Raw genomic sequence first — 21,825 nt, 5'->3', positions numbered from 1 at the left:
ATGAGCACTCCTTGTGTGATGTGTGCAGAACGACTGGCCCCGGCGGGACGCGTCGTCAAGCGCATTCCCTGTAGCCTACCGTGTCGGGCGCCACTTGCTAATGGCGACAGACTAGCGGACTCATCGCCAGAGCGCATATCTAAAGCCGGCTAGAGTGTAGCGCCGATCTCGATGCGATACCCCAGATCGATGACAGGGTCGCCCGGGGCCTCGCCGCGGATGCGCGCCAGCAGCTCGCGGGCGGCGCGCTCACCGATCGCCTCGCGCGGGGTGACCACGCTGGCCAGCCGCTGCGACATCACCTGGCCCACGTCGTGGCCATGGAAGCCGGCGATGGCCAGTTGCCCGGGCACCGGGACGCCCCGCCGCAGGCATTCGAAGTAGGCGCCCACGGCCACGTCGTCGTTGGTGCAGAAGATGCCGTCGGTCTCGGGGTGCTCGGCGAGGATCTCCGTCAGCAGCGCGGCCCCCACGCTGTAGGAGGAGCGCTGGGTCCGCTGCAGGGTCAGGGGCGCCAGGTCATGGGCCTCCATGGCCTGGCGGTAGCCCAGTTCGCGCTGGCGGGTGCGCTCGTCGAGGCGCACCGCCAGGTAGAGGATGTGGCGGCGACCGCGACCGATCATCTCCGCGACCATGTCGCGGGCGGCGGCCACGTTGTCGTAGCCGACCGCCTGGTGGATCGGCGCCAGATGGGTATCCATGATCTCCACCGAGGGAATGCCGGCCGTCTCCAGCATGCGGCAGCTGCGTGGCGTGTGACGGCTGTCGGAGAGGATCACCCCGTCGACGTTGTACGAGAGCAGCGAGGCCAGGCTGCGCTCCTCCAACTCCGGGCTGTAGCCATAGTGGGTGAGCATCAGGTGGTAGCCGGCCGGCTCGGTCACCGTCTCGATCCCGACGATGACATCGGCGAACACCTGGTTGGTCAGGGACGGCACCAGCACGCCGATCGAGCGGCTGGTGGCCTTGGACAACAGGTCCGGCGCCCGGTTGGGGATGTAGCCGACCTGCTCGGCCGCGGCGAAAATACGCTCCCGCAGCCCCTCGGACACCGATTCGGGGTTGCGCAGGCAGCGGCTGACGGTCATCTTCGTCGCCCCCACCCGGTCGGCGATGTCCTGGAGGGTCGGTCGTCTCTTCTTCACGGCATCCGGTGCCCCGCTCGCTGGAGAAGTGTCTGGAAAGCCGACCACCATAGCCAAATTTCCGCGACGATTCATGTGCCGGTCGACACCCCGTGCCGCCGTCAGCGCCGCTCCAGGGCCTCCAGGAAGGCATCGACGATCTGCTCCGGCGGCTGGCCGATATCCACGACGACGGCTTCATCACGACCGGGAGGCTCGAGGTCGCCGAGCTGGCTGTCGAGCATGGCGTCGCCCCTGAAGAAATGCTCTTCCCGGCTTCCCAGCCGCTGGCGAAGCTGCTCGCGATCGCCCTCGAGAAACAGGATGGCGAGACCGCCGTCGCCCCCGCGCAGGGTGTCCCGGTAGCGACGCTTCAGCGCCGAGCAGGCGATCACCACCGACGCCTCGCGGCGCCGGTAGTCGGCGAAGAAGCCCGCCAGGGTCGCGAGCCACTCGCCGCGATCCGCATCGTCCAGGGGGATGCCGTTGGCCATCTTGTCGATGCTGGCCGGTGAGTGGTGGTCGTCGCCATCGATGAAATCGACGCCCAGCCGGCTGGCCAGCAGGCGGCCGACGAGGGACTTCCCCGAGCCCGATACGCCCATCACCAGGATACGGTAGGTGGAATCCTTCACATGAACACCCTGTCGTCAGTTGCCGCGCACGGCGGTGAGGTCGGGCAGCCAGGTGACGATGGCCGGGAAGGCGATCAGCACCACCAGCACCACCAGCAACGCCGCATAGTAGGGCAGCATCGCCTTGACCAGCGCCTCCATCGACACCTTGCCCACCCCGCAGCCGACGTAGAGGCAGGTGCCCACCGGCGGCGTCAGCAGGCCGATGCCGAGGATGAAGGCCATCAGCACGCCGAAGTAGGCCGGGTCGACCCCCACCGAGGTGACGATCGGCGTCAGCATCGGGGCCATGATCACCATGGCCGGGGTCAGGTCCATCACGAAGCCCACCAGCAGCAGCAGGCCGGCGACGATCATCAGCAGCCAGAACGGCTCCTGGGTGATCGCCTGCACCTGGCGCACCAGGGTCTGGGGCACCATGTTGATGGTCAGGAACCAGGCGATCACCGTGGCGAAGGCCAGCAGCAGCAGCACCATGCCGGTCAGGCGCGCGGTGCGGATCAGCATCCCCCAGAGGTCGCGCAGGCGGAACTCGCGGTAGACCAGCAGCGAGATGGCCAGCGAGTAGAGCAGCGCCGCCACCGCGGCCTCGGTGGCGGTGAACACCCCGCCGATGATGCCGCCGATCACGATCACCGGCAGCACCAGGGCCAGCCAGGCGGCCTTGAAGGCCTGCCACAGCAGGTCGAGGCGGAACTTCCGCGTCTGCCCGGCGTGCTCGAGGCTGGCCATGATGAAGGTGGTGACCATCAGGCCGAAACCGATCAGCAGCCCCGGCACGATGCCGGCGATGAACAGCCGGCTGATCGAGGTCTCGGTGACGATGCCGAACAGGATCAGCGGGATCGACGGCGGGATGATGATGCCGATCACCGAGGAGACCGTGTTGATCGCGGTGGCATGGGGGCCGGAATAGCCCTGCTGCTTCATCGAGGGGATCATCATCGCCCCGGTGGCGGCGGTGTCGGCCACCGCCGAGCCGCTGATGCCGCCGAAGAACATCGAGCCGGTGATCGCCACCTGGCCCAGGCCGCCGCGCACGAAGCCGACCAGCGCCCCGGCCAGGTCCATCAGCCGCCGGGCGATGCCGCCGGCGCTCATCACCTCGCCGACCAGGATGAAGAACGGAATCGCCAGCAGCGGGAAGTTGTTGACCCCGCGGATCGACTGCTCGATCAGGATCGACAGCGGGATATCGGACATGACCGCCATGACCACCGCCGCGACGCCGAGGCCGAAGGCGATCGGCAGGCCGATGGTGATGGAGGCAAACAGGATGGCAAGGAAGATCCACAACATGGCTCAGTGCCCTCCGCGGTATGCAGGAGATGACGGGTCGCGGATCAACCGCACGCACTGCCAGGCACGCCACAGTGCCACGGCCGCAATGAAGCCGGCGCAGAGCACCAGCGAGACATTGATCAGGTTCCAGGGCACGCCGAGGATGGCGGTGCGCCCGGTAGAACGGGACATCACCAAGTAGCCGCCCCAGACGACGATGCCCATCAGGACGGTGATGATCAGGTTCTGCAGCATGTAGAGCAGATGGGCCCCGCGCGGCTGGAGCTTGCGCACCAGGAAGTCCACGGCGATGTGCTCGAAGCGGGCAAAGGCCGCCGCGGCCCCGAGAAAGATCAGCCAGATGAACAGCATCCGCGCCAGTTCGTCTGCCCAGGGCAGCGAGCGGTTGAGCAGCGAGCGGCCGATGACGTTGGCCGAGACGGAAACGATCAGCGCGACCAGGATGGCGGCGATCAGCTGCTCCATGATCACGGTCAGCCAGCGGAAGACCGCCGGCCCCTTGCGCGCCTCGATGTCGAGCTCGAGGGGCTCGCGATTGGGGTCGTCGAGAAACACGCCGGGATCGACGGGCGGGGGAGTGGACGTTGACATGCGACGCTCCTGCGACAGGACAAGGGGCCGATGCCCCCTGCCGCTGCCCAGTCAGTAGAAGGAAGGGATCAGTCGTTGGCGGTCTCTTCGACGATCGCCTGGATCTCGGCGATCAGGTCTTCGCCGATGCGCGGCGCCCACTCGTCGTAGACCGGCTGCACGGCCTCCTGGAAGGCGGCGATCTGCTCGTCGTCGAGGCGGGTGATCTGCATGCCACGCTCCTCGAGCTGCTCGCGCGACCAGTCGTCATACTCGGTGGCCAGCTGGATCTCGTACTCGGCCGACTGGCGGGCGGCTTCCTGCACCAGTGCCTGGTATTCCGGCGCGAGGCCGTCCCAGGTGCGCTCGGACATCATCAGGATGAAGGGCGTGTAGACGTGACGGGTCTCGGAGCCGTAGTCCTGCACCTCATGGAAGTTGGAGGTGAGGATGGTGCTCCAGGGGTTCTCCTGGCCATCGACCACGCCCTGCTCCATGGCCGAGAACAGCTCGCCGAAGGCCATCGGCGTGGGGTTGGCCCCCAGGGTTTCCCAGATCGAGAGGTGCACCGGGTTCTCCATGGTGCGGATGGTCAGGCCGCTGACATCCAGGCCGGCGACGTCCTCCGGCGACGCGACCGGCCGGGCACTGTTGGAGAGCTGGCGATAGCCGTTCTCGGAGAAGGCCAGCGCCTTGATGCCGGTATCGTCGAAGGCGTCGAGCATGGACTGGGCGACGTCGCTCTGCATCACCGCCACGGCCGCCTCGCGGGTCGGCAGCAGGAACGGCAGGTCGAAGACCGCCAGCTCCTCGACGTAGGTGGTGGCCGGCGAGGTGGAGGGATAGGTCATGTCCAGGGTGCCGGTCTGGAGCATCTCCATCATCTGCACGTCGTCGCCCAACTGGCTGTTGGGGAAGATGTTGACGGCGATGCGGCCGTCCGTGCGCTGGTCGAGGATATCGGCGAAGTACTGGCTGGAGAGGTACTGCGGCGAGGACTCGGCCAGGCCGATGCCCATGCGAATGGTGTGGCTGCCGTGGTCGGCGACGGTGTCGCCCTCGATGGCGGGCGGGTCCGAGAGGTCCGGGGTCTGGGCCTGGGCGATGCCCAGGGACAGGGTGGCCGCGCCGGCCAGGGTGAGCGTGCTGCGCCAGATGGCTGTCATGGCGTGTGTCTCCAAAGTGGGTTGTACGTTGTTGGGATCGTGCGCTGCTGCAAGCGTCTCGTTCAGCAGAAAGCGTCGAAACCGGCAGGATGTCGCCGTGAACTTTCCCCAGGCGTGATGCTTGTATGTTACCGGTAACAACCACTGGTGAGGTTAGGCCGAGTTCCGGTGACTGTCAACGAGAATGCCGCCCGAGCGACTTATACCTTCGACTAAGAAGGAAGCCCCTGGGCGACGGGCGTCAGGGCTCCAGCAGCCCGACCTCGCGCATCGCCCGGCCGATCGCGGCCAGGAGGCGTTCCGAACGCTCGACATCCGCCTCGCCCCGGGTGCAGGCGACGATCACCACCCGGCGGCTGTCGGCGCCTTCGCCCAGGGTCGCGAGGCCGGCATCGCAGCTACGTCGGCGCTGGGTACCGGTCTTGTGGGCGAAGCGCACCCCCGGACCGAAGCCCGCCTTGAGGCGCCGGTCGCCGCTGGTGGTACGCTCCATCACCGCCAGCAGCCGGGCGCTGGCCGCCGGCCCCAGCGCCCTGCCCTCGCCCAGCGCGGCGAGCAGCTCGGCGACGGCATCGAGCCGACCGCTGTTGAGATCGGTCGCGTAGTAGGCATCGAAGGCGGCCTCCAGGGAGGGCAGCTGCAGCGCCTGGCGGGGACCCCCCAGGCGCCCGGTCAGCCAGTCGAGGCGGGTGGCATCGCTGTGGCGTTTCTGCAGTTCGATGAAGTCCATGCCGCCCAAGGCCCGTGCCGCCGGATGCAGCCGCCCGTAGACCTGGCGGCGCACGTCCAGCAGGGTGGTGATGGGCCCCAGCCCCTCGCCCCCGGCCAGGCGCCGGGCGCGCCGGTTGACCGCCGCGAGGCCGAGGCGGTGGATCAGCATGTCGGCGGCGGTGTTGTCGCTGACGGTGAGCATCGCCACGAGCAGTTCGTGAAGGCTCAGCTCGGCCCCGGGGGGCGCCCAGTTGGTGGGCCCGGCACCGTCGACGTAGTCGCTCTCGTGGAGCACCAGCCGCTCGTCCAGCGCCATCTCTCCCGCTTCGACCCGTGCCATCAGCTCGATGGCCACCGGCACCTTGATCAGCGACGCCAGGTACCAGGACTCGCCGGCCCGCCAGCCGAAGCGCTCACCGCCGCCGAGCGGCCGGACCATGACCCCCAGTTCGCCGTCGAACCCGGCCTCCAGGGCCGCCAGCCTCGCCTCGAGCCGTGCCGCCCAGGGGGGATCGGCCAGGGCCGGGAGCGGCAGCACCATCAGGGCGAGGCCCAGGACGAGCGTGCGCATCATTTCCGCTCCCGGATCCAGCGGGTCAGGGCGATCCAGCCCGCGGTGGCCAGGATCAGTGCCAGGCCGATCCCCAGTACCTGCGGATAGGCGTAGACCTGCCAGGCCTCGAACAGGAAGCGGAAGCCCAGGAAGATCACCACGATATGGAAGATGAAGGCCATGAGCGCATCGGAGCCGATGGTGGTGATCGGCCCGAGGGCGGCCGCCCCGCGTTCGCCACCGAGCAGGCAGAGCGCCAGGATCACCAGGGCGCCGCCGAGGCTGAACAGCATGAAGGCGAGCGCCGGCGGGTGCTTGCCGACGTTCCAGGCCACCGCCACCAGCGCCTCGTCGAGGCCGGGCAGCGATATCGCCACGAACCCCAGCAGCATGACGGCTCCCGCGGCGGCGAGCACTAGCGCCAGGCGGCGCCGGGCCGGTGGCCGCCGGTAGCAGCACAGCACGGCCTCGCCGATCAGCAGACCGACCATCACCAGCGGCAACCGCGAGAGCTGGCCCCAGGCGTAGTGGTCCGCGTCCTCGACCAGGATCGCCTTGAGCGGCTCGATGCCCCAGAAGGCGAAGTGACGCTCCAGCCAGCCCGCCACCAGCGCAACCAGCAGCGGGCCGGCGCACCGGGCCCAGAGCGGCAGCCGCCGCCACAGCGGCAGGACCCAGGGCAACCACAGCAGCGCAATGGCATAGAAGCCGAGAATCTCGACCCAGATCGGGAAACGCCGGTAGAGCAGGGTGTCGAGGATGTCCGGGGCCGAGTAGAGCGGCAGCATCTCGACGACGGTGAGCACCTTGTACCAGAACAGCACCTCGAAGCCGCGCAGCATCAGCTTGAGGCGCCGGCGCGGCCAGTCCGGGGCATCGGTCTTCGGCAGGAAGGCCACCGCCAGGGCGATGCCGAACACCGTGATGAACAACGACGAGGAGAACTTGGTGAGCAGATGGATCGGCACCATGCCCCAGTCGGGCACCTGGCGGATGCCCAGCAACCCGCTGACCGCATGGCTGAGGATCATCAGCGCGATGGCCACGCCGCGGGCCAGATCGATCGCCTCGATCCGCCCCTGCCCCGCCGGCAATCGCGGGGTCGCCCTCAACCGGGCCATGACCACCCTTCCCTGCACTCGCCACCTCCCTGGCTGTCCGATCACTCGCCGTCGGCCCGCGGCTCGACGCCTTGCAGCGTCAGCCGCCGCCCCTGCCCCACCGGCCGATGATAGCGCCTTCGCGCCGGCCCGAGTATGGCCGGTTCGCCCCGATGCCACCGCAGTCCATCGGAGCTATGCTGGAGATGGGGAGTTCAACACGAAGGGAGGCATCTTCAATTCCGTCGTTTTCGGCCCTCGCGGCCGAAGGAGGAAATGTCATGGCCATGCCGATGACGATACGCGAGTACCTCCGGGCCTGTGATATCGACTTCGAGGAGGTCACTCACCCGCGGGAAGTGACGACCAGTCGTATCGCCCAGCAGGCCCATGTCGCCGGCAGTCAGCTGGCCAAGGCGGTCATGCTGCACGGTGATTCCGGCTACCATGTCGCCGTGGTGCCGAGCGACTGCGAGGCGGATCTCGACAAGTTGTCGCAGCTGTTCCACGAGAAGGTCGACCTCGCCTCGGAAGACGAGGTCCGGAGCCGCTTCAGTGATTGCGACCCGGGTGCCACCACCCCGGTGGGGCAGGCCTATGGCCTGCAGGTCTATCTCGACGAGATGCTGCGTCATCAGCCGGACATCTATTTCGAGGCCGGTGATCACGAGACCCTGGTCCACATGAGCGGCAGCGAGTTCGACCGCCTGATGGCCGAGATCCCGCACGGGCAGATCAGCCGACAGCGCTGACCCCAGGCTCGAGCGGGGCCGGGAGGGCAACCGCCTTCCCTGCCATGGCCGCGATCGTCGCGATCGCGGCCTCTTTTCGCCTGGGGTAAGCTCGAACGCCCCGTCCCCCGCCGCCACAGGAGGTGCCATGCCGCGACTTTCCCGAGCCCGAGGCCTCGCCCTGTGCGGCGCGCTCGCCCTGGCCTGGCTCGCGCCGCCGGCGACCGCCGACGGGTGTCCCGCGACCGGCCAGTGGTACCTGGACGGCGGCGACCCCGTTTCCCCGGATACCCTGATGGCCGAGCTGGCCGAACGTGAGGTGGTGCTGCTCGGCGAACAGCACGATCGCCTGGCGCACCATCGCTGGCAGCTGCACACCCTGGCCGGCCTGTACGCCCATCGTCCACGTCTGGTGATCGGGCTGGAAATGCTGCCCCGCGAGGCCCAGCCGGCCCTGGACGCCTGGGTGGCCGGCAAACTGGACGAGGCCGGCTTCCTCGAGGCCAGCCAATGGCATGACGCCTGGGGCTTCGACCCGGCGCTCTACTTCCCGATCCTGCATTTCGCCCGCATGCAACGGATACCGCTGCTGGCCCTGAACGTCGACCACGCGCTGCGTCGGCGACTGGTGGACGAAGGCTGGGACGCCGTCCCCGACGCGCAGCGCTTCGGCATCACGCCACCGGCGGCGCCGCCCGAGGCCTACCGGGAATTCCTGGCCGAGGAGTACGAGCGCCACCCCGGCGACGACGATAACGGCCTGGACCGCTTCATCGACGCCCAACTGGTCTGGGACCGGGCCATGGCCACCGCCCTGGCCGTGGCCGGCGGCGGCGACACCCTGGTGGTAGGCCTGATTGGCCAGGGCCACCTCACCCACGGCCATGGCGTGCCGCACCAGCTCGACGACCTGGGCCTCGGCGACCACCGCACCCTGCTGCCGGTGACGCCGGACGCCGATTGCCGGCCAGTCGAGCCGGGCCTGGCCGATGCCTACTACCTGCTGGGGGACGAATCGCCCCATGAACCGCCCGCGACCCTGCGCCTGGGGGTGCTGATCGGCGAGCACGCCGAGGGCGTGGCGATCCACGGCGTCGGGCCGGACTCCGTGGCCGCCGAGGCCGGCTTGCGGGAGGGCGACGTCATCGTGCGCGCGGCCGGCCGCCCCATGAGCGCCCCGGGGGACCTCACCCGGCTGATACAGCGCATGGTGACCGGCACCCTGCTGCCACTGGAGGTGCGGCGCGACGGCCGGGTGCAGGAGCTCCTCGCCCGCTTCCCGCCCCCCTCGCCATGACCCCAGCCGCGTCAACGATGCAGCCAGCAGGCCGAGAGGTGGTGGCGCCGGGGCTCGAAATCGGGGGGATCGTCGCGGTCGCAGAGGCCGGCCATGGCGTGGGGGCAGCGCGGATGGAAGCGACAGCCGCTGGGCGGGTGCAGCAGGCTCGGCGGCTCGCCGCCGGGCACCTCGCGCAGGCGGGAGGCGTTGGCCGCGTCCGGATCGGCGATCGCCGCGAGCAGCGCCTGGGTGTAGGGGTGCCGGGGGTGGTCGAGCAGCTCGTCGACCGGGGCGCTCTCCACCACCCGGCCGGCATACATCACGAAGATCCGCTCGGCGAAGTGGCGCACGGTGGAGAGGTCGTGGGTGATGAAGGCGAGGGTCAGCTCGCGCCTGGCCTGGATGCCGCGCAGCAGGTCGAGGATCTCGATGCGCACCGAGGCGTCGAGCATCGACACCGGCTCGTCGGCGATGAGCAGCGCCGGCGCCAGGATCAGCGCCCGGGCGATCACCACCCGCTGCTGCTGGCCGCCGCTGAGCATGTGCGGGAACTTGCCCAGGGACTCCTCGACCGGAGACAGCCGCACCTCCTCCAGCACCGCGCGGATACGCCGCTCGCGCTCGGCGCGGTGCCTGACCCCATGGATGATCAGCGGCTCGGCGAGGATCCGCCGCACGTCCATGAAGGGTGGCAGCGCGCCGTAGGGGTCCTGCTGGACATAGCCCACCCGGGCCCGGTACGCCTTGAGCGCGTGGCCGTCGAGCTCACCCAGCGAGCGCCCGTCGAAGCGCACCTCGCCCCGGGTGGGGCGATGCAGCCCGAGCAGGGTGCGGGCCAGCGAGCTCTTGCCGCAGCCGCTCTCGCCGACGAAGGCCACCGCCTCGCCGCGGGCCAGCTCGAAGCTCACGCCGTCCACCGCGTGCACGGCGCCCACCCGCAGGAAGCCCCACTGGCGCAGCGCGAACCAGGTGTGCAGGTCGCGGACCGCGAGCAAGGGCGCCTCGGCGGACTCCCGGTGGAAGACGGCCTGGGATGCTACCATCACGCCCCTCCCCGTCGCGTGGATTCGTCATGCAGCCAGCAGCGCACCCGGTGTCGCTCGCCCAGGCGGATCGCCTCGGGGTCATCGGCGCAGCGGGCGAAGCGATGCGGGCAGCGCTCGGCGAAGCGGCAGCCGCTCGGCGGGTCGAACAGGCTGGGCGGCTGGCCGGGGATCGACTCGGGACGCTGCCGCTGACGCAGCCGCGGCACGCTGGCCATCAGCATCCGCGAGTAGGGGTGGGCCGGCTCGGCGAAGAAGGCGGCGGCGTCGGCCACCTCGACGAACTGGCCGGCGTACATCAGCGCCACCCGATCGGCGAGCTCGCTGGAGGTCGCCACATCGTGGGTGATCAGGATAAAGCTGGTACCGAGTTCACGTTTGATGGTTTTCAAGGCATTCATGATGCTCGCCTGGGTCAGCACGTCCAGCGCCGAGGTGGGCTCGTCGAGGATCACCAGCTCCGGCTCGGCGACCAGCGCCATGGCCAGCACCGCCCGCTGGCGCATGCCGCCGGAGAGCTCGAAGGGGTAGCGGGCCAGGAAGTCCGTGGAGACCCCGACCAGGGCGAAGACCTCCGCCGCCCGCTCCAGCGCCCGCCGCCGCGACCAGCCACGCAGCACCCGCAGCGGCTCGGCGACCTGCTCGCCCACCCGTACCACCGGGTTCAAGGCATTCATCGAGGCCTGCATCACCAGGGCCAGCCGCGACCACTGCACCTCGCGCCGGAAGCGCTCGTCGGAGAGCGCCGTCACCTCGGTCTCGCCCAGGCTGACCCGCCCGGCCGTGCGGTGGACATTGCGCGGCAGTACCCGCATCAGGGCCTTGGCCAGCGAACTCTTGCCGCAGCCGGACTCGCCCAGCACCACCAGGGCCTCGTGGCGTCGCACCTCGAAGCCGACGCCGTCCACGGCGCGCACCACGCCGCGCCGGGTCTGGTAGTGCAGGTGCAGGTCTTCCACCTCGAGCAACGGACGAACGCTCATCACAGGCTCCTCAGTCGCGGGTTGAAGACCCGGTCCAGGGCGAAGCCGAGCATGGCGAAGCCCAGCCCGGTGAGCATCAGCAGCACCGCCGGTGCCACCACCCAGTAGTAGTAGCCGTTGTAGAGCGCGCTCCGGGACTGGGCGTCGTTGAGCACCTTGCCCCAGGTGGGCAGCACCGGGTCGCCCAGCCCCAGCACCGCCAGCGAGGCCTCCAGGAACACGAAGGTGGGGATCAGGGTGACGAAGGTGGGGATGAGCACCGGCAGGATGCGTGGAATCATGTAGCGCATGACGATGCGCAGGTTGCCTGCGCCGTAGGCCTGGGCCGCCTCGATGTAGGGCGCCTCGCGGATCGGCAGCAGCATCGCCCGGTACATCTTGATGCCGGCGCTGAAGATGCCCAGCAGCACCACCACCCCGAGCATCAGCCAGATGCTGGTGGAGTAGAGGGTACCGACCATCACCAGGATCGGCAGCAGCGGCAGGATCATGTTCACCTCGGTGAGTCGCTGGATGGTGGCGTCGACCCAGCCGCGGTACCAGACCCCCACCGCGGCGATGACCAGGGTGATGAGGGTGGTGCCCACCGCCGCCAGCAGGCCGAACGCCAGCGCCACCGGCGTGCCCCACAGCAGGGCCAGGCTGAGGTCGCGCCGCTGGTGGTCGGTGCCGGCGATGCCGTGCACCCGGCCGTAGAGCACCAGCTCGGCGTCGATGCCGGCCTCGTCGTCGAACACCACCGCATCCAGCAGCAGCCGGTAGCGGCCCGGCTGGACCCGTGGCACCGCCTCGCCGTCGGGCGCGGCCAGCAGCCCGATATGCGGCACCCGCCCGCCCAGCCGACGCTCCAGGGCCCGGTCCTGGGAGATCGAGACGCGGTCCTCGCGGCCGATGCGATGCCCGCCCAGCGAGAGCTCCCGGCCGTCGGGGGTCTGCCACAGCAACCGCGCGAAGGGCCGCTGCGCATGCCCCTCGGCACGCAGGAAGAGGTTGATCTCGCTGGGGAAGCCGGCGTAGTCGTAGTCGAAGGCCAGGGGAATGCGCAGGCGGCGACCGCCCTCGAAGGGCACCGTCTCGATCTCGGCGGCGTCGCTGGCGACGATCAGGGTGCGCGGCTGGTGGCCACCGGTCAGGCGATCGACCCATAGCGGGCCGGCGTTGACCGGGTGCAGCCGCCAGGGCTCGCCGCCCCGCCACTTGTCCAGCGCCTCGGAGTAGGGAATGGCGATCACGGTGTAGAGCGACAGCCCCACCAGCACGGCGATGATCGCCATGCCCACCAGCGCCGAGGGGTAGCGGCGCAGCTCCCCCCAGCCGTCGCGCCACCGTCCGCCCGTCATCGCCGCTCTCCCACGAGGCGCACGCGCGGGTCCAGCAGCGCATAGAGGATATCGAGCAGGAACACCGTCACCGCCAGCAGGTAGGCGAAGATCACCACGGCGCCGATGATCACCGGGGTATCCCGGTGGCCGATGGCCTGGAACAGCAGCGACCCCAGTCCCGGCCAGTTGAACACCTGCTCGAGGATGATGGCACCGCTCCACAGGCCGATCAGCATCAGCAGGAAGCTGGTGATGATCGGCGACAGGGTCGGGCGCAGGATGTAGCGACGCTCGATCAGGTGCGACGGCAGCCCCTTGGCGCGCGCCATCTCCACGTAGTCCTCGCTGGAGTGGATCAGGAAGAAGGTGCGCCAGGAGTAGATCGAGACGAAGATCGACGACAGGAACATCGCCGTGAGCGGCAGCAGCATATGCCGCACCAGGCTCGCCGCATAGGCCCAGGGGCTCTCCGGGGGCGGCGCGGTGACCATGCCGCCGGCGGGCAGCAGCGGCACCAGGAAGGCGAACACCAGGATCAGGAAGATGCCGTAGAACCACCCCGGGGCCGCCGAGGTCGGCGCCAGGGCGATCACGCTGCGGTCCAGCGCACTGCCGTAGCGGCGCGACAGCGACAGCGCGATGAACACCGAGGTGAAGAACACCAGCAGGTTGGCGCTGCCGAACAGCAGCAGGGTCGCCGGCAGCCGTTCGACGATGATGTCGTAGACCGCCCGCGACCCGAGGTCGCTGTGCATCTGCTCGGCCCGCCCCAGGTCCAGGCGCATGGCGCGCTGCAGGTAGTCGACGCTGCGCACCACGAACGGCTGGTCGAGGCGCAGCCGTTCCACCTCCAGCGACACCCGGCGTTCGATCAGCGCGTTGCGCTCCTCGGGGGGCATGTCCTGGAGGGCCGGGTCGGCGCGCACCGCCTCGGCAGCCTGGCTGCGGATCTGCACCAGGCGCAGCTCGTCCACCTGGCCGCCCATGTTGGCGATGAGGATGGTCAGGTAGACGCCCACCAGCACGGTCAACAGCAGCGCCAGCAGCCGCTTGACGGCGTAGGCCAGCAGGTGGCGCAGGTCGCGCCACAGGCCGCGGCGCCGCGCCGCGAGGGGAGCCTTGCTCATGGCGTGCCCTCCCTGCCGCCGGGCGATACCGTGGCGAAGACGTGGGAGGCGAAGGCCGGCAGCGCCACCCGGCGGCTGGTCACCGCCAGCTCCAGGCTGTTGGCCCCGGCCCCCAGGGCCGCGATCGCCTCCGGCGACAGCTCGACTCCCCACAGGCCATCATCGAGCGCCTCGGCCTCGCCCCGCCGGGCCAGCTCACCGCGGCCATCGAAGAGCAGGAACTGCACCTTGTCGATGCCCTCGGCGGCATAGGGCTCGCCCTCGAAGGTCACGGCGAGACGGAAGTCGGCGTCCTCCCCGATCGCCACGACCAGGGGCCCGTCGAGGTCGAGTTCGGGGATCTCCGGGCGGGAAAAGTGCAACCACTTGTCGGACGGGTCGGGGAAGTCCGCGAAGCGACGCAGCACCAGGCTGCCCTCCACCGGATGGACCGAATGCAACTGGAAGGGGCCGTTGCCGACCCAGAAGTGGCCACGTGCGGCATGCCAGTCGGTCAGGGCCCGGTAGCGCGCGGCGATATCCTCCTCGTCGAGCAGTTCGCCGAGCGCCGCCGGATAGAGCCGGGTACCGCGCTCGCGCGCCCGGCGCAGCTGGCGTTCCAGGACCGACAGGCTGGGCCCCGCCACCAGGCTCATCCAGTCCACCCCCAGCCGGTCGGCCTTGTTCGACGAGAACGCCAGCTCCCCGCTGTGCTCGGCGAGGATGCCCAGCGTCAGAGTGTGCCAGGGGATCGGCGCCGGTGCCCGCTGCGCGACGATGGTCTCCGCATCGGGATAGATCTGGTCGCTGTAGATGTCGATGACCAGCGGGTCACGGGAGACGAGGTGCCAGCCGCGGAAGTGGCGCTGGAAGGCCTCGAAGGTGGGCAGATGGGCGATATCGAACAGGCGGCTCTGCTCGTCGGCTCGCTCGAAGGTCAGGATCCACGGCAGGAGGAAGTCGGCCAGCGACAGCTGCGAGCCGTCGTGCCAGCGCTGCTCGAACAGCGTCTCCTCGTACCTCACCCGCACCCGGGTGCGCGCGGAGATGCCTTCGGGGTGCCGCTCGCCGGCGGTGACGAAGCGGCCGGCCCCGACGTCCCAGTCGAGCCAGGCCGCCTCGGGCACCGGGATCTCCTTCGCGGTCTCCACGCTCAGCCAGTCGAGGGTACGACCGACCGGCACCCCCTCCTCCACGGTCACCTCGGCGCTCTCGATGCGCTGGGGCAGGTACAGGCCGGTGAAGGGGTCGGGCATCAGCACCGGGTCCTGGGTCGCACGCATGATCATCTGGTCGGATATCCAGTTGCTGCCCGCCACCGGGTTCCACGGCTCGACCAGCAGGTTCGGTATGCCGAACACCATCTGCCCGCCCACCCGGTCGGTGTAGCGCAGGGTGTAGGGCCACAGCGCCGACCCCGACAGCCCGCCGGCCAGGTCCACGGCGACCTCGACGTTGGCGGCCCGCGCCGAGGCGTTGAGCTGATCGACCAGCCAGATTCGTGCCGAATTCTCCATGGCGAGTTCGAGGGCGCGGGCCATCATCGCCCGGCGCTCCTCCCGGCTGCGGTAGTCGCGCCGCACCAGGCGGTCGCTCAGTTCGTCGAATTCCGGCGACGGCTGGTAGGCCTGCCACAGCGGTTCGGGGCGACCCCGCGGGGTGTAGTAGTAGCTGAAGACGTCGGCCTGATCCCGCAGGATCACCACGATGATCCAGCCACCGGTGTAGATGTGCCAGTGCCCGGCGCGCGGGTCGCTGGCGATCCACAGCCGCGAGGCCTCTTCCGCCGTGCGATAGCGTCGCTCGACGGCGAAGCCGAGGTCCTCCATCAGGTTGGCGATGTAGTCGCCGATCCGGCGTCGCTCGTCCTCGGTGCGGATCAGCACATTCAGGCGCACCGGGGCGTCGCGGTACCACCAGCGGCCATCCGTGAAACGCGCGCCGAGGCCCTCCATCTCGCGATGGATCGCCTCGCGGGCGGCCTCGGGGTCATGGGCATAGCGCAGCTCCAGTTCGCGGGCCACGTCGGCCAGGCGGGCATAGTCGGGAAAGGCGGTGCTGATCGGCAGGTAGCGGGGGACGGCGAGGCCGCCGAAGATCTCCTCGGCGATGTACCGGCGGTCCACCAGGCGATTGAGCGCCTCGCGGATCGCCGGCACATGGAAGGGGTTGAGCTCGCCGCCCGCCAGCTCGGGGCCGGCCGGATTGAGGGTCAGTTCGCTGGAGGTGCCGTAGGAGAGGTCGTGGGTGGCATGCAGGGAGTCACGCAGGCGGTGGAACACCGTGGGGCTGGAGATGCCCTGGGTGAAGACCTGGTGGGAGCCGGCCTCGATCAGCCCGGTGACCCGGCCCACGTCCGCCTCCCGGGTGAACACGACCTGGTCCACCAGGGCGCCGCGCCGCCCCTCCAGGGCCGCCGGCTCGAGTTCACCGCCGGCAAGGGGCGGGCCGCGCGACGGCCCGCTGGTCGCCGGCCACAGGGCGACGGCGACCATCGCCACGAACAGCAGAGCGCTACACGCCAGTACGACACCCTTCATCACCTCGCCGCCTCACCGCTGACGCCTGCCCTGGCCTGCACCATGTCCAATGATGTCACAGTAGGCGAGATGGCCAGGCGGCGAGGCCGGGGCATTCAACGCTTGCCGCCGGCTCGGCGCCGCGCCATGGTCTCCACGGCCCTGGCCAGCGCGGTGGTCAGCCGCGCCATGGCCGCGTAGTCCAACCGATCAGGGGTGTCGTGGGGGCCGTGGTAGTAGGGATTGCGGAAGTTGGCGGTGTCGGTGAGCATGATCGCCGGGTAGCCCATTTCCCAGAAGGCCCAGTGATCGGAGCGGCGGATATCGCCGAGCAGCTCCGGCGCGGCCAGCCCCTCCGAAGGGAGCTCGGCATGCTCGCGGAAGGCGCCGATGGCCTGGTGCACCAGCCGCCGCGACGCCAGGTTGCCGACGAAGGCCACGAAGTCGCCCCGGTCGGGATAGAAATGGCCCAGCAGCGGCGGATGGCGCTGACTGCCCGGCGCGTCGATGTAGTAGCCCAGCATCTCCAGCGAGATCATGCCGACGATCTCGTCGCCCCGCGCCCGGGCCTCCCGGGCATACCTCAGGCTGCCCATGGCGTCACTGCCGAAGAAGGGGGCCTCCTCGCTGGCGAAGGCGACCAGATGCAGCGAGCGGTCGAGCTCGGCCTCGCGCAGCAGCCGGGCCAGCTCGAGCAGCACGGCCACGCCCGAGGCGTTGTCGTCGGCACCGGGGGTGCCGCGCACGGTGTCGTAGTGGGCGCCGATCACCAGGATCTCGTCCGTCGTCCCGCTGCCCGGCAGGCGCACCTCGATATTGTCGAATACCCGCCCCCGGGTCGGTACGGCGTGCCGGACCGGCGCGTGGCCGGCCTCCCGGAAGGCCCGCTCGATATGGTCGGCCGCCGCGTGCAGGCCCTCGGGCCGCCAGTAGTGCCGCTCGCCGACCTCGTCGGCCAGCACCCGGACATGTTCCCGAAGGCGCTCACGCAGGGCCTGCCCCTCGGCATCCAGGGGTGGCGGCGCCTCGCGATAGGACCTTCCCGGCATCTGAAACATCATCCAGTAGCCTCCCCCCAGTGCCGTCAAGGCCAGCGCCAGCAGCCCCGCCACGAGCCCGACCATCACCGCCATGCCTGCTTGACGCCTCATTGACACCTCCCGACGGCCGCACTCATCGAGCCCTGCCCGCTCGGCGCCGCAACCGCACCCACTGGGACAGGTAGACCAGGGCGTAGAGGCTGACGCCCAGGATGTCGGTGAACCAGTTGGGCTGGATCAGCATAAAGGCGACACCCAGCAGCACCAGCCGCTCCGGGATGAGGGTACGGATGCGCACGAACCCCTGCACGCCCGCCGCGAAGGCCAGCATGCCCACCAGGGCGCTGGCGAAGATATGCAGGATGTTGAACCAGCCCTCCACGTCGATCTGCAGCAGTTGGGTATTGAAGATGAACATGAACGGCAGGATGGCGGTACGCATATCGTAGACGAAGCCCTGCACCCCGGTACGGATCGGGTTGCTGCGGGCGATCCCCGCCGCGGCATAGGCGGCCAGCCCCACCGGCGGTGTGTCGTCGGCCAGGATGCCGAAGAAGAACACGAACAGGTGCGCCGCCAGCAGCGGGATGGCGAAGCCGAACTGGTTGCCCAGGTTGTAGATCACCGGGGCCGTGAGGGTGGCCATCACCACGTAGTTGGCGGTGGTCGGCAGCCCCAGCCCCAGGATCAGGCTGGCCACGGCGGTGATCAGCAGCACGATGACGAACTGGGTGGTGGTGTCGAAGTCCCCCACGTCGCCGCCGAGGAACTCCACCACCGGCAGGGTGATCAGGCCGATGCCGCCGGCCATGGCCGCGCTGATGATCTGGATGATCTCGGTGAGGCGCAGCCCCACCCCGGTCTGGCTAACCGAGCCGACGATGATGCCGGCGGTCGCCACCGCCACGGCGATGCCCACCATGTTGCGCGCCCCGGCGATCAGGCCGTGGAACAGCGTGACCACCCCACCCCACAGCGCCGGCAGCAGCGGGCGCCCCTGCAGGAAGGCCTTGACCGGCTCCTGCACCAGCATCAGCACCGCCAGCGCCAGGATCGCCGTCATCACCGCATAACCGGGGGTGCGCCGCTCGATCACCAGGAAGTAGACCAGCACCGCCACCGGAATCAGGAAGTGGATCCCACCGAGGAAGGTCTTGAGCCGCGGCGGCAGCTCGTCCCGCGGGATGCCATGCAGGCCCAGCTTCAGCGCCTCCAGGTGCATGATGTAGAAGAGCGCGAAGTAAGCCACGAAGGCCGGGATCACCGCCGCCCGGACCACCTCGATATAGGGCACGCCGACGAACTCGGCGATGATGAAGGCCGCCGCCCCCATCACCGGCGGCATCAGCTGACCATTGGTCGATACCGCCACCTCGCAGGCCGCGGCCTTGTAGTCGGGATAGCCGGTGCGCTTCATCAGCGGAATGGTGAAGGTGCCGGTGGTCACCACATTGGCCAGCGACGAGCCCGAGACCATGCCGGTCATCCCCGAGGCCACCACCGCGGCCTTGGCCGGGCCACCGCGCATATGGCCGAGGAAGGAGTTGGCGACGTCGATGAAGTACTTGCCGGCGCCGGCCTTGTCGAGCATCGAGCCGAACAGCACGAACAGGAAGACGAAGGCGGTGGACACCCCCACCGGCACGCCGAAGATGCCCTCGGTGGTCACGTACTGCTGGCTGATGGCGCGCTGCAGGCTGGCGCCGCGATGGGCCAGCAGATCGGGCACCCAGTCGGCCAGCCAGGGAACGGCGCCGCGTGGCCCCACCAGCTGGTAGAGGAAGAAGATCCCCGCGATCACCGCCAGCGCCGGTCCCAGGCTGCGCCGCGTCGCCTCCAGCAGCAGCAGCATGAACAGCAGGCCGATCCATATCTCGCGAGGGATCGCCAGGCCCTGCCGCATCTGCAGGCCATGGTAGTCGAACACCAGGTAGAGCGCGCCCAGCCCCGCCAGCAGGGCAAACAGCAGGTCGAACCAGGGCACCCGATGGACCTGATCGTGGCGCAGGGTCGCCAGCACCGCCGCGCAGAGCAGGCCCCCGACGCCGATCGCCAGCCAGCCCGGTAGTGCCAGGGGCGTGACCTCGGCCACCAGCATCACCGTGGTCGCCCCCACCCCCAGGCTGATGGTGCCGAGCACGATCCGCTGGAACGGGGTGGGTCCCTTGCGGCCGCGAATGGCGGGAAAGACCAGGAAGGCCAGGGTGATGCCGAAGCACACGTGGATCGCTCGTTGGATGACCACGTCGACCGCCAGCACGCTGGCCACCCCCAGCTGGAACAGCGACCAGGCCAGCGCCAGACCAACGATCGCCCACAGCAGGATACCGCTGGGCACCCTGGCGCCGGTCTCGAACTCCTCGACCAGCTGCCGCGCCCGGCGCGCCGCCTCGGCATCGAACTGCCGCTCGTCCCCGGATGACAAGGCATCCCCCCGGCGCGGATCATGTTCGGCCATGATGGCGCCTCCCTGCAGAAGCCGTCAGAAGGGGCCAGGAAGCCGCATGAGCGGCCCCTGGCCCGGGCCTGGCTCCGCGCGTCAGAGCAGCCCGGCCTCCTGATAGGCGCGCTCGGCGCCGGGATGCAGCGGTGCCCCGAGCCCGCTCAGGAAGTCTTCCTCGGTCAGGAAGTTGAGCGCCGGATGGATATTGGTAAAGTCCTCCAGGTTGTCGAGGATCGTGCTGGTGATGTTGTAGACCACCTCTTCGCCGAGATCGGTGGTGGTCACGAACAGTGCCTTCACCCCGAAGAGGGTGACGGCCTCGTCCTGGCCCCGATAGGTGCCGGCCGGCACCTCGGTGAAGGCGAAGTAGGGAAACTCGTCCACCAGGCTCTCGAACTCGGGCTCATCCATGGGCACGAAGACCACGTCCTGGGACGTGCTGATATCCAGCAGCGCCGCCCCGCCGATGCCGATGGTGTAGAAGAAGCAATCGACCCGGCCGTCACGCAGGAAATCCACCCCCTCGGGGGCGGTCAGGCTCTCAGCCTCGAAATCATCCAGGCCGATGTCCAGCGCCTCCAGGGCCTGCTCCACCGTGAAGCGGATACCGGACCCGGGATTGCCGATGTTGACGCGCTTGCCGACGATATCGCGCACACTGCTCACCCCCGCGTCACGGGCGCAGACCAGATGCAGCGGCTCGGCATGCAGCCCCATCACCGTGCGCAGTTGATCCACGGCCTCGCCCTCGAAACCGGCCTGGCCTTCATAGGCCTGGAACACCACATCGGACTGGGCCAGGGCCAGGTCCAGCTCACCGGCCGCCAGGGCGCGGACATTGAAGGCCGAGCCTCCGGTGGCCTCGACCGTGGCCCGCAGGCCGATATCGGCCTGGTTGATGATCTGGGATGTCGCCCCGCCGACGGGGTAATAGATGCCCACCACGCTGGCGGTACCGATGGACAGGAACTGGCGTTGGGCGAGCGCGGAATGTGCCACGAGGGCGAGCGCCACGGCCAGGAGCACCAGGATGAGTCGTTTCATGACAGCCCCTCCCCATGCGATGGATAGGAAATCAGGCTCCCTGCGGCCCCTGCGGCACCGCCCTCCCTTTCGCCGACACGGCCGGAGAAACCTCGGCATCGACGACGGGCCAGCTCGCCGCCGAGGGATACTGAGAGGTGCGGCCAATTCTCAGTCTATACGCTATCGGCACATTTCACTGGTCGGACGGCATGGCCGCTCGCCGCTTCGAACCTCGCCGGGGTTGCCCGATGCCGCGACAAGCGCCAGAGTGCACCCGACCGGCATCGAGGAGGGAGCCACTTCATGGAACACCCAAGGAACTCGGCGGCGCCGAGCGTGCTCGTCACCGGCTGTTCCAGCGGGATCGGCCATGCGGCCGCCCATGCCCTGGTCCGGCGCGGCTGGCGGGTCTTCGCCACCGCCCGCCAGCGGGGCGACGTGGCACGGCTCGGCGACGAGGGCCTGGAAGCCCTGCCGCTGGACCTGGCCTGCAGCGAGTCGATCGCCGCCTGCGTCGAGGAGGTACTCGGCCGCACCGGCGGGCGCCTCGAGGCGCTGTTCAACAACGGCGCCTACGGCCAGCCGGGTGCCGTGGAGGACCTCTCGCGCGCGGTGCTGCGCGCCCAGCTGGAAACCAACCTGCTCGGCACCCATGAGCTCACCACCCGCGTCATACCGGCGATGCGCGAACAGGGCGGCGGGCGCATCGTGCAGAACAGCTCGGTATTGGGCTTTGCCGCCCTGCCCTACCGCGGCGCCTACGTCTGTTCCAAGTACGCCCTGGAGGGCCTGACCGATACCCTGCGCCAGGAGCTGTACGGCACCGGCATCCACGTCAGCCTGATCGAGCCGGGCCCGATCACCAGCCGCTTCCGCGAGAACGCCTACCGCGCCTTCCTCGACAACATCGATGCCGCCGGCAGCTACCACGCCGCGACCTATCGCGCCGTGGAGGCCCGCCTGGCCGGCGGGGGCCCTCCGACGCCCTTCACCCTCGGCGCCGACGCCGTGGTAGACAAGCTGCTGCATGCCCTGGAGAGCCCGCGCCCCAGGGCGCGCTACCGCGTGACCGTGCCGACCCACCTGTTCGCGGTACTGAAGCGGCTACTCTCCACGCGGGGCATGGACCGGGTATTGATGGGGGCGACCCGAGGGGAACGGGAAACCTGAAC

At 69.4% G+C, this 21,825-nt stretch carries 18 protein-coding genes; 3 read left to right on the top strand and 15 right to left on the bottom strand.

What is annotated here, in order from left to right; translation table 11 throughout:
• Positions 1-149 precede the first annotated feature (149 nt).
• The 7 genes from gntR to MKP05_RS01560 all read right to left on the bottom strand — a co-directional run bounded on the left by gntR (position 150) and on the right by MKP05_RS01560 (position 7,182).
• Positions 150-1,145, bottom strand: coding sequence for a gluconate operon transcriptional repressor GntR (gntR, locus tag MKP05_RS01590; RefSeq protein WP_240566733.1), 996 nt, complete (start codon positions 1,143-1,145; stop codon positions 150-152).
• Between the two features lie 101 nt (positions 1,146-1,246).
• Positions 1,247-1,759, bottom strand: a complete 513-nt coding sequence (locus tag MKP05_RS01585) for a gluconokinase (RefSeq protein ID WP_240566732.1) — start codon at positions 1,757-1,759, stop codon at positions 1,247-1,249.
• Between the two features lie 15 nt (positions 1,760-1,774).
• Positions 1,775-3,058 (bottom strand): TRAP transporter large permease, encoded by a 1,284-nt coding sequence (locus MKP05_RS01580; protein ID WP_110281689.1) that lies wholly within the window; start codon positions 3,056-3,058, stop codon positions 1,775-1,777.
• A 3-nt stretch (positions 3,059-3,061) separates the two neighbouring features.
• Positions 3,062-3,652, bottom strand: a complete 591-nt coding sequence (locus MKP05_RS01575; RefSeq protein WP_110281690.1) for a TRAP transporter small permease — start codon at positions 3,650-3,652, stop codon at positions 3,062-3,064.
• Between the two features lie 68 nt (positions 3,653-3,720).
• On the bottom strand, positions 3,721-4,797 hold the full coding sequence (locus MKP05_RS01570) for a TRAP transporter substrate-binding protein (RefSeq protein ID WP_240566731.1): 1,077 nt from the start codon (positions 4,795-4,797) through the stop codon (positions 3,721-3,723).
• Between the two features lie 241 nt (positions 4,798-5,038).
• Entirely contained in the window at positions 5,039-6,079 is a 1,041-nt protein-coding gene (locus MKP05_RS01565; protein WP_240566730.1) for a serine hydrolase, read from the bottom strand.
• Positions 6,079-7,182, bottom strand: coding sequence for a heparan-alpha-glucosaminide N-acetyltransferase domain-containing protein (locus MKP05_RS01560; RefSeq protein WP_240566729.1), 1,104 nt, complete (start codon positions 7,180-7,182; stop codon positions 6,079-6,081). The genes MKP05_RS01565 and MKP05_RS01560 overlap by 1 nt, the downstream gene beginning before the upstream one ends.
• Before the next feature lie 260 nt (positions 7,183-7,442).
• On the opposite strand from MKP05_RS01560, the gene MKP05_RS01555 reads away from it, so the two are divergent.
• A complete protein-coding gene (locus tag MKP05_RS01555; protein ID WP_240566728.1) occupies positions 7,443-7,913 on the top strand; it encodes an aminoacyl-tRNA deacylase in 471 nt (156 codons plus the stop codon).
• Positions 7,914-8,040: 127 nt separating this feature from the next.
• Positions 8,041-9,189: a ChaN family lipoprotein gene (locus MKP05_RS01550; RefSeq protein WP_240566727.1), complete on the top strand. Its 1,149-nt coding sequence runs from the start codon at positions 8,041-8,043 to the stop codon at positions 9,187-9,189.
• An 11-nt stretch (positions 9,190-9,200) separates the two neighbouring features.
• Here the strand turns inward: MKP05_RS01550 and MKP05_RS01545 are convergent, their stop codons facing one another.
• The 8 genes from MKP05_RS01545 to MKP05_RS01510 form a co-directional block, all read right to left on the bottom strand.
• Complete coding sequence (locus tag MKP05_RS01545) at positions 9,201-10,214, bottom strand: ABC transporter ATP-binding protein (protein ID WP_240566726.1); 1,014 nt, start codon at positions 10,212-10,214, stop codon at positions 9,201-9,203.
• Positions 10,214-11,197 carry an ABC transporter ATP-binding protein gene (locus MKP05_RS01540; RefSeq protein ID WP_240566725.1) on the bottom strand — a complete coding sequence of 328 codons (984 nt, stop codon included), beginning with the start codon at positions 11,195-11,197 and terminating at the stop codon, positions 10,214-10,216. Before MKP05_RS01540 ends, MKP05_RS01545 begins: the two co-directional genes overlap by 1 nt.
• Complete coding sequence (locus MKP05_RS01535; protein WP_240566724.1) at positions 11,197-12,537, bottom strand: ABC transporter permease; 1,341 nt, start codon at positions 12,535-12,537, stop codon at positions 11,197-11,199. Before MKP05_RS01535 ends, MKP05_RS01540 begins: the two co-directional genes overlap by 1 nt.
• Positions 12,534-13,646 (bottom strand): ABC transporter permease, encoded by a 1,113-nt coding sequence (locus MKP05_RS01530; RefSeq protein WP_110281700.1) that lies wholly within the window; start codon positions 13,644-13,646, stop codon positions 12,534-12,536. Before MKP05_RS01530 ends, MKP05_RS01535 begins: the two co-directional genes overlap by 4 nt.
• Positions 13,643-16,165: an ABC transporter substrate-binding protein gene (locus MKP05_RS01525; protein ID WP_240566723.1), complete on the bottom strand. Its 2,523-nt coding sequence runs from the start codon at positions 16,163-16,165 to the stop codon at positions 13,643-13,645. The genes MKP05_RS01530 and MKP05_RS01525 overlap by 4 nt, the downstream gene beginning before the upstream one ends.
• Before the next feature lie 95 nt (positions 16,166-16,260).
• Complete coding sequence (locus tag MKP05_RS01520) at positions 16,261-17,295, bottom strand: M28 family peptidase (protein WP_240566722.1); 1,035 nt, start codon at positions 17,293-17,295, stop codon at positions 16,261-16,263.
• Positions 17,296-17,317: 22 nt separating this feature from the next.
• Positions 17,318-19,642: a TRAP transporter permease gene (locus tag MKP05_RS01515; protein ID WP_240566721.1), complete on the bottom strand. Its 2,325-nt coding sequence runs from the start codon at positions 19,640-19,642 to the stop codon at positions 17,318-17,320.
• Between the two features lie 81 nt (positions 19,643-19,723).
• Entirely contained in the window at positions 19,724-20,671 is a 948-nt protein-coding gene (locus tag MKP05_RS01510; protein ID WP_240566720.1) for a TAXI family TRAP transporter solute-binding subunit, read from the bottom strand.
• Positions 20,672-20,956: 285 nt separating this feature from the next.
• Between MKP05_RS01510 and MKP05_RS01505 the strand changes: the two genes are divergently transcribed.
• A complete protein-coding gene (locus MKP05_RS01505; protein WP_240566719.1) occupies positions 20,957-21,823 on the top strand; it encodes an SDR family oxidoreductase in 867 nt (288 codons plus the stop codon).
• The last annotated feature ends 2 nt before the right edge of the window (positions 21,824-21,825 follow it).

The organism is Halomonas flagellata (assembly GCF_022487945.1).
Classification (GTDB): domain Bacteria; phylum Pseudomonadota; class Gammaproteobacteria; order Pseudomonadales; family Halomonadaceae; genus Halomonas; species Halomonas flagellata.
The sequence above is the reverse complement of the archived record's forward strand: the minus strand, read 5'-3'. Positions and strand labels throughout refer to the sequence as shown.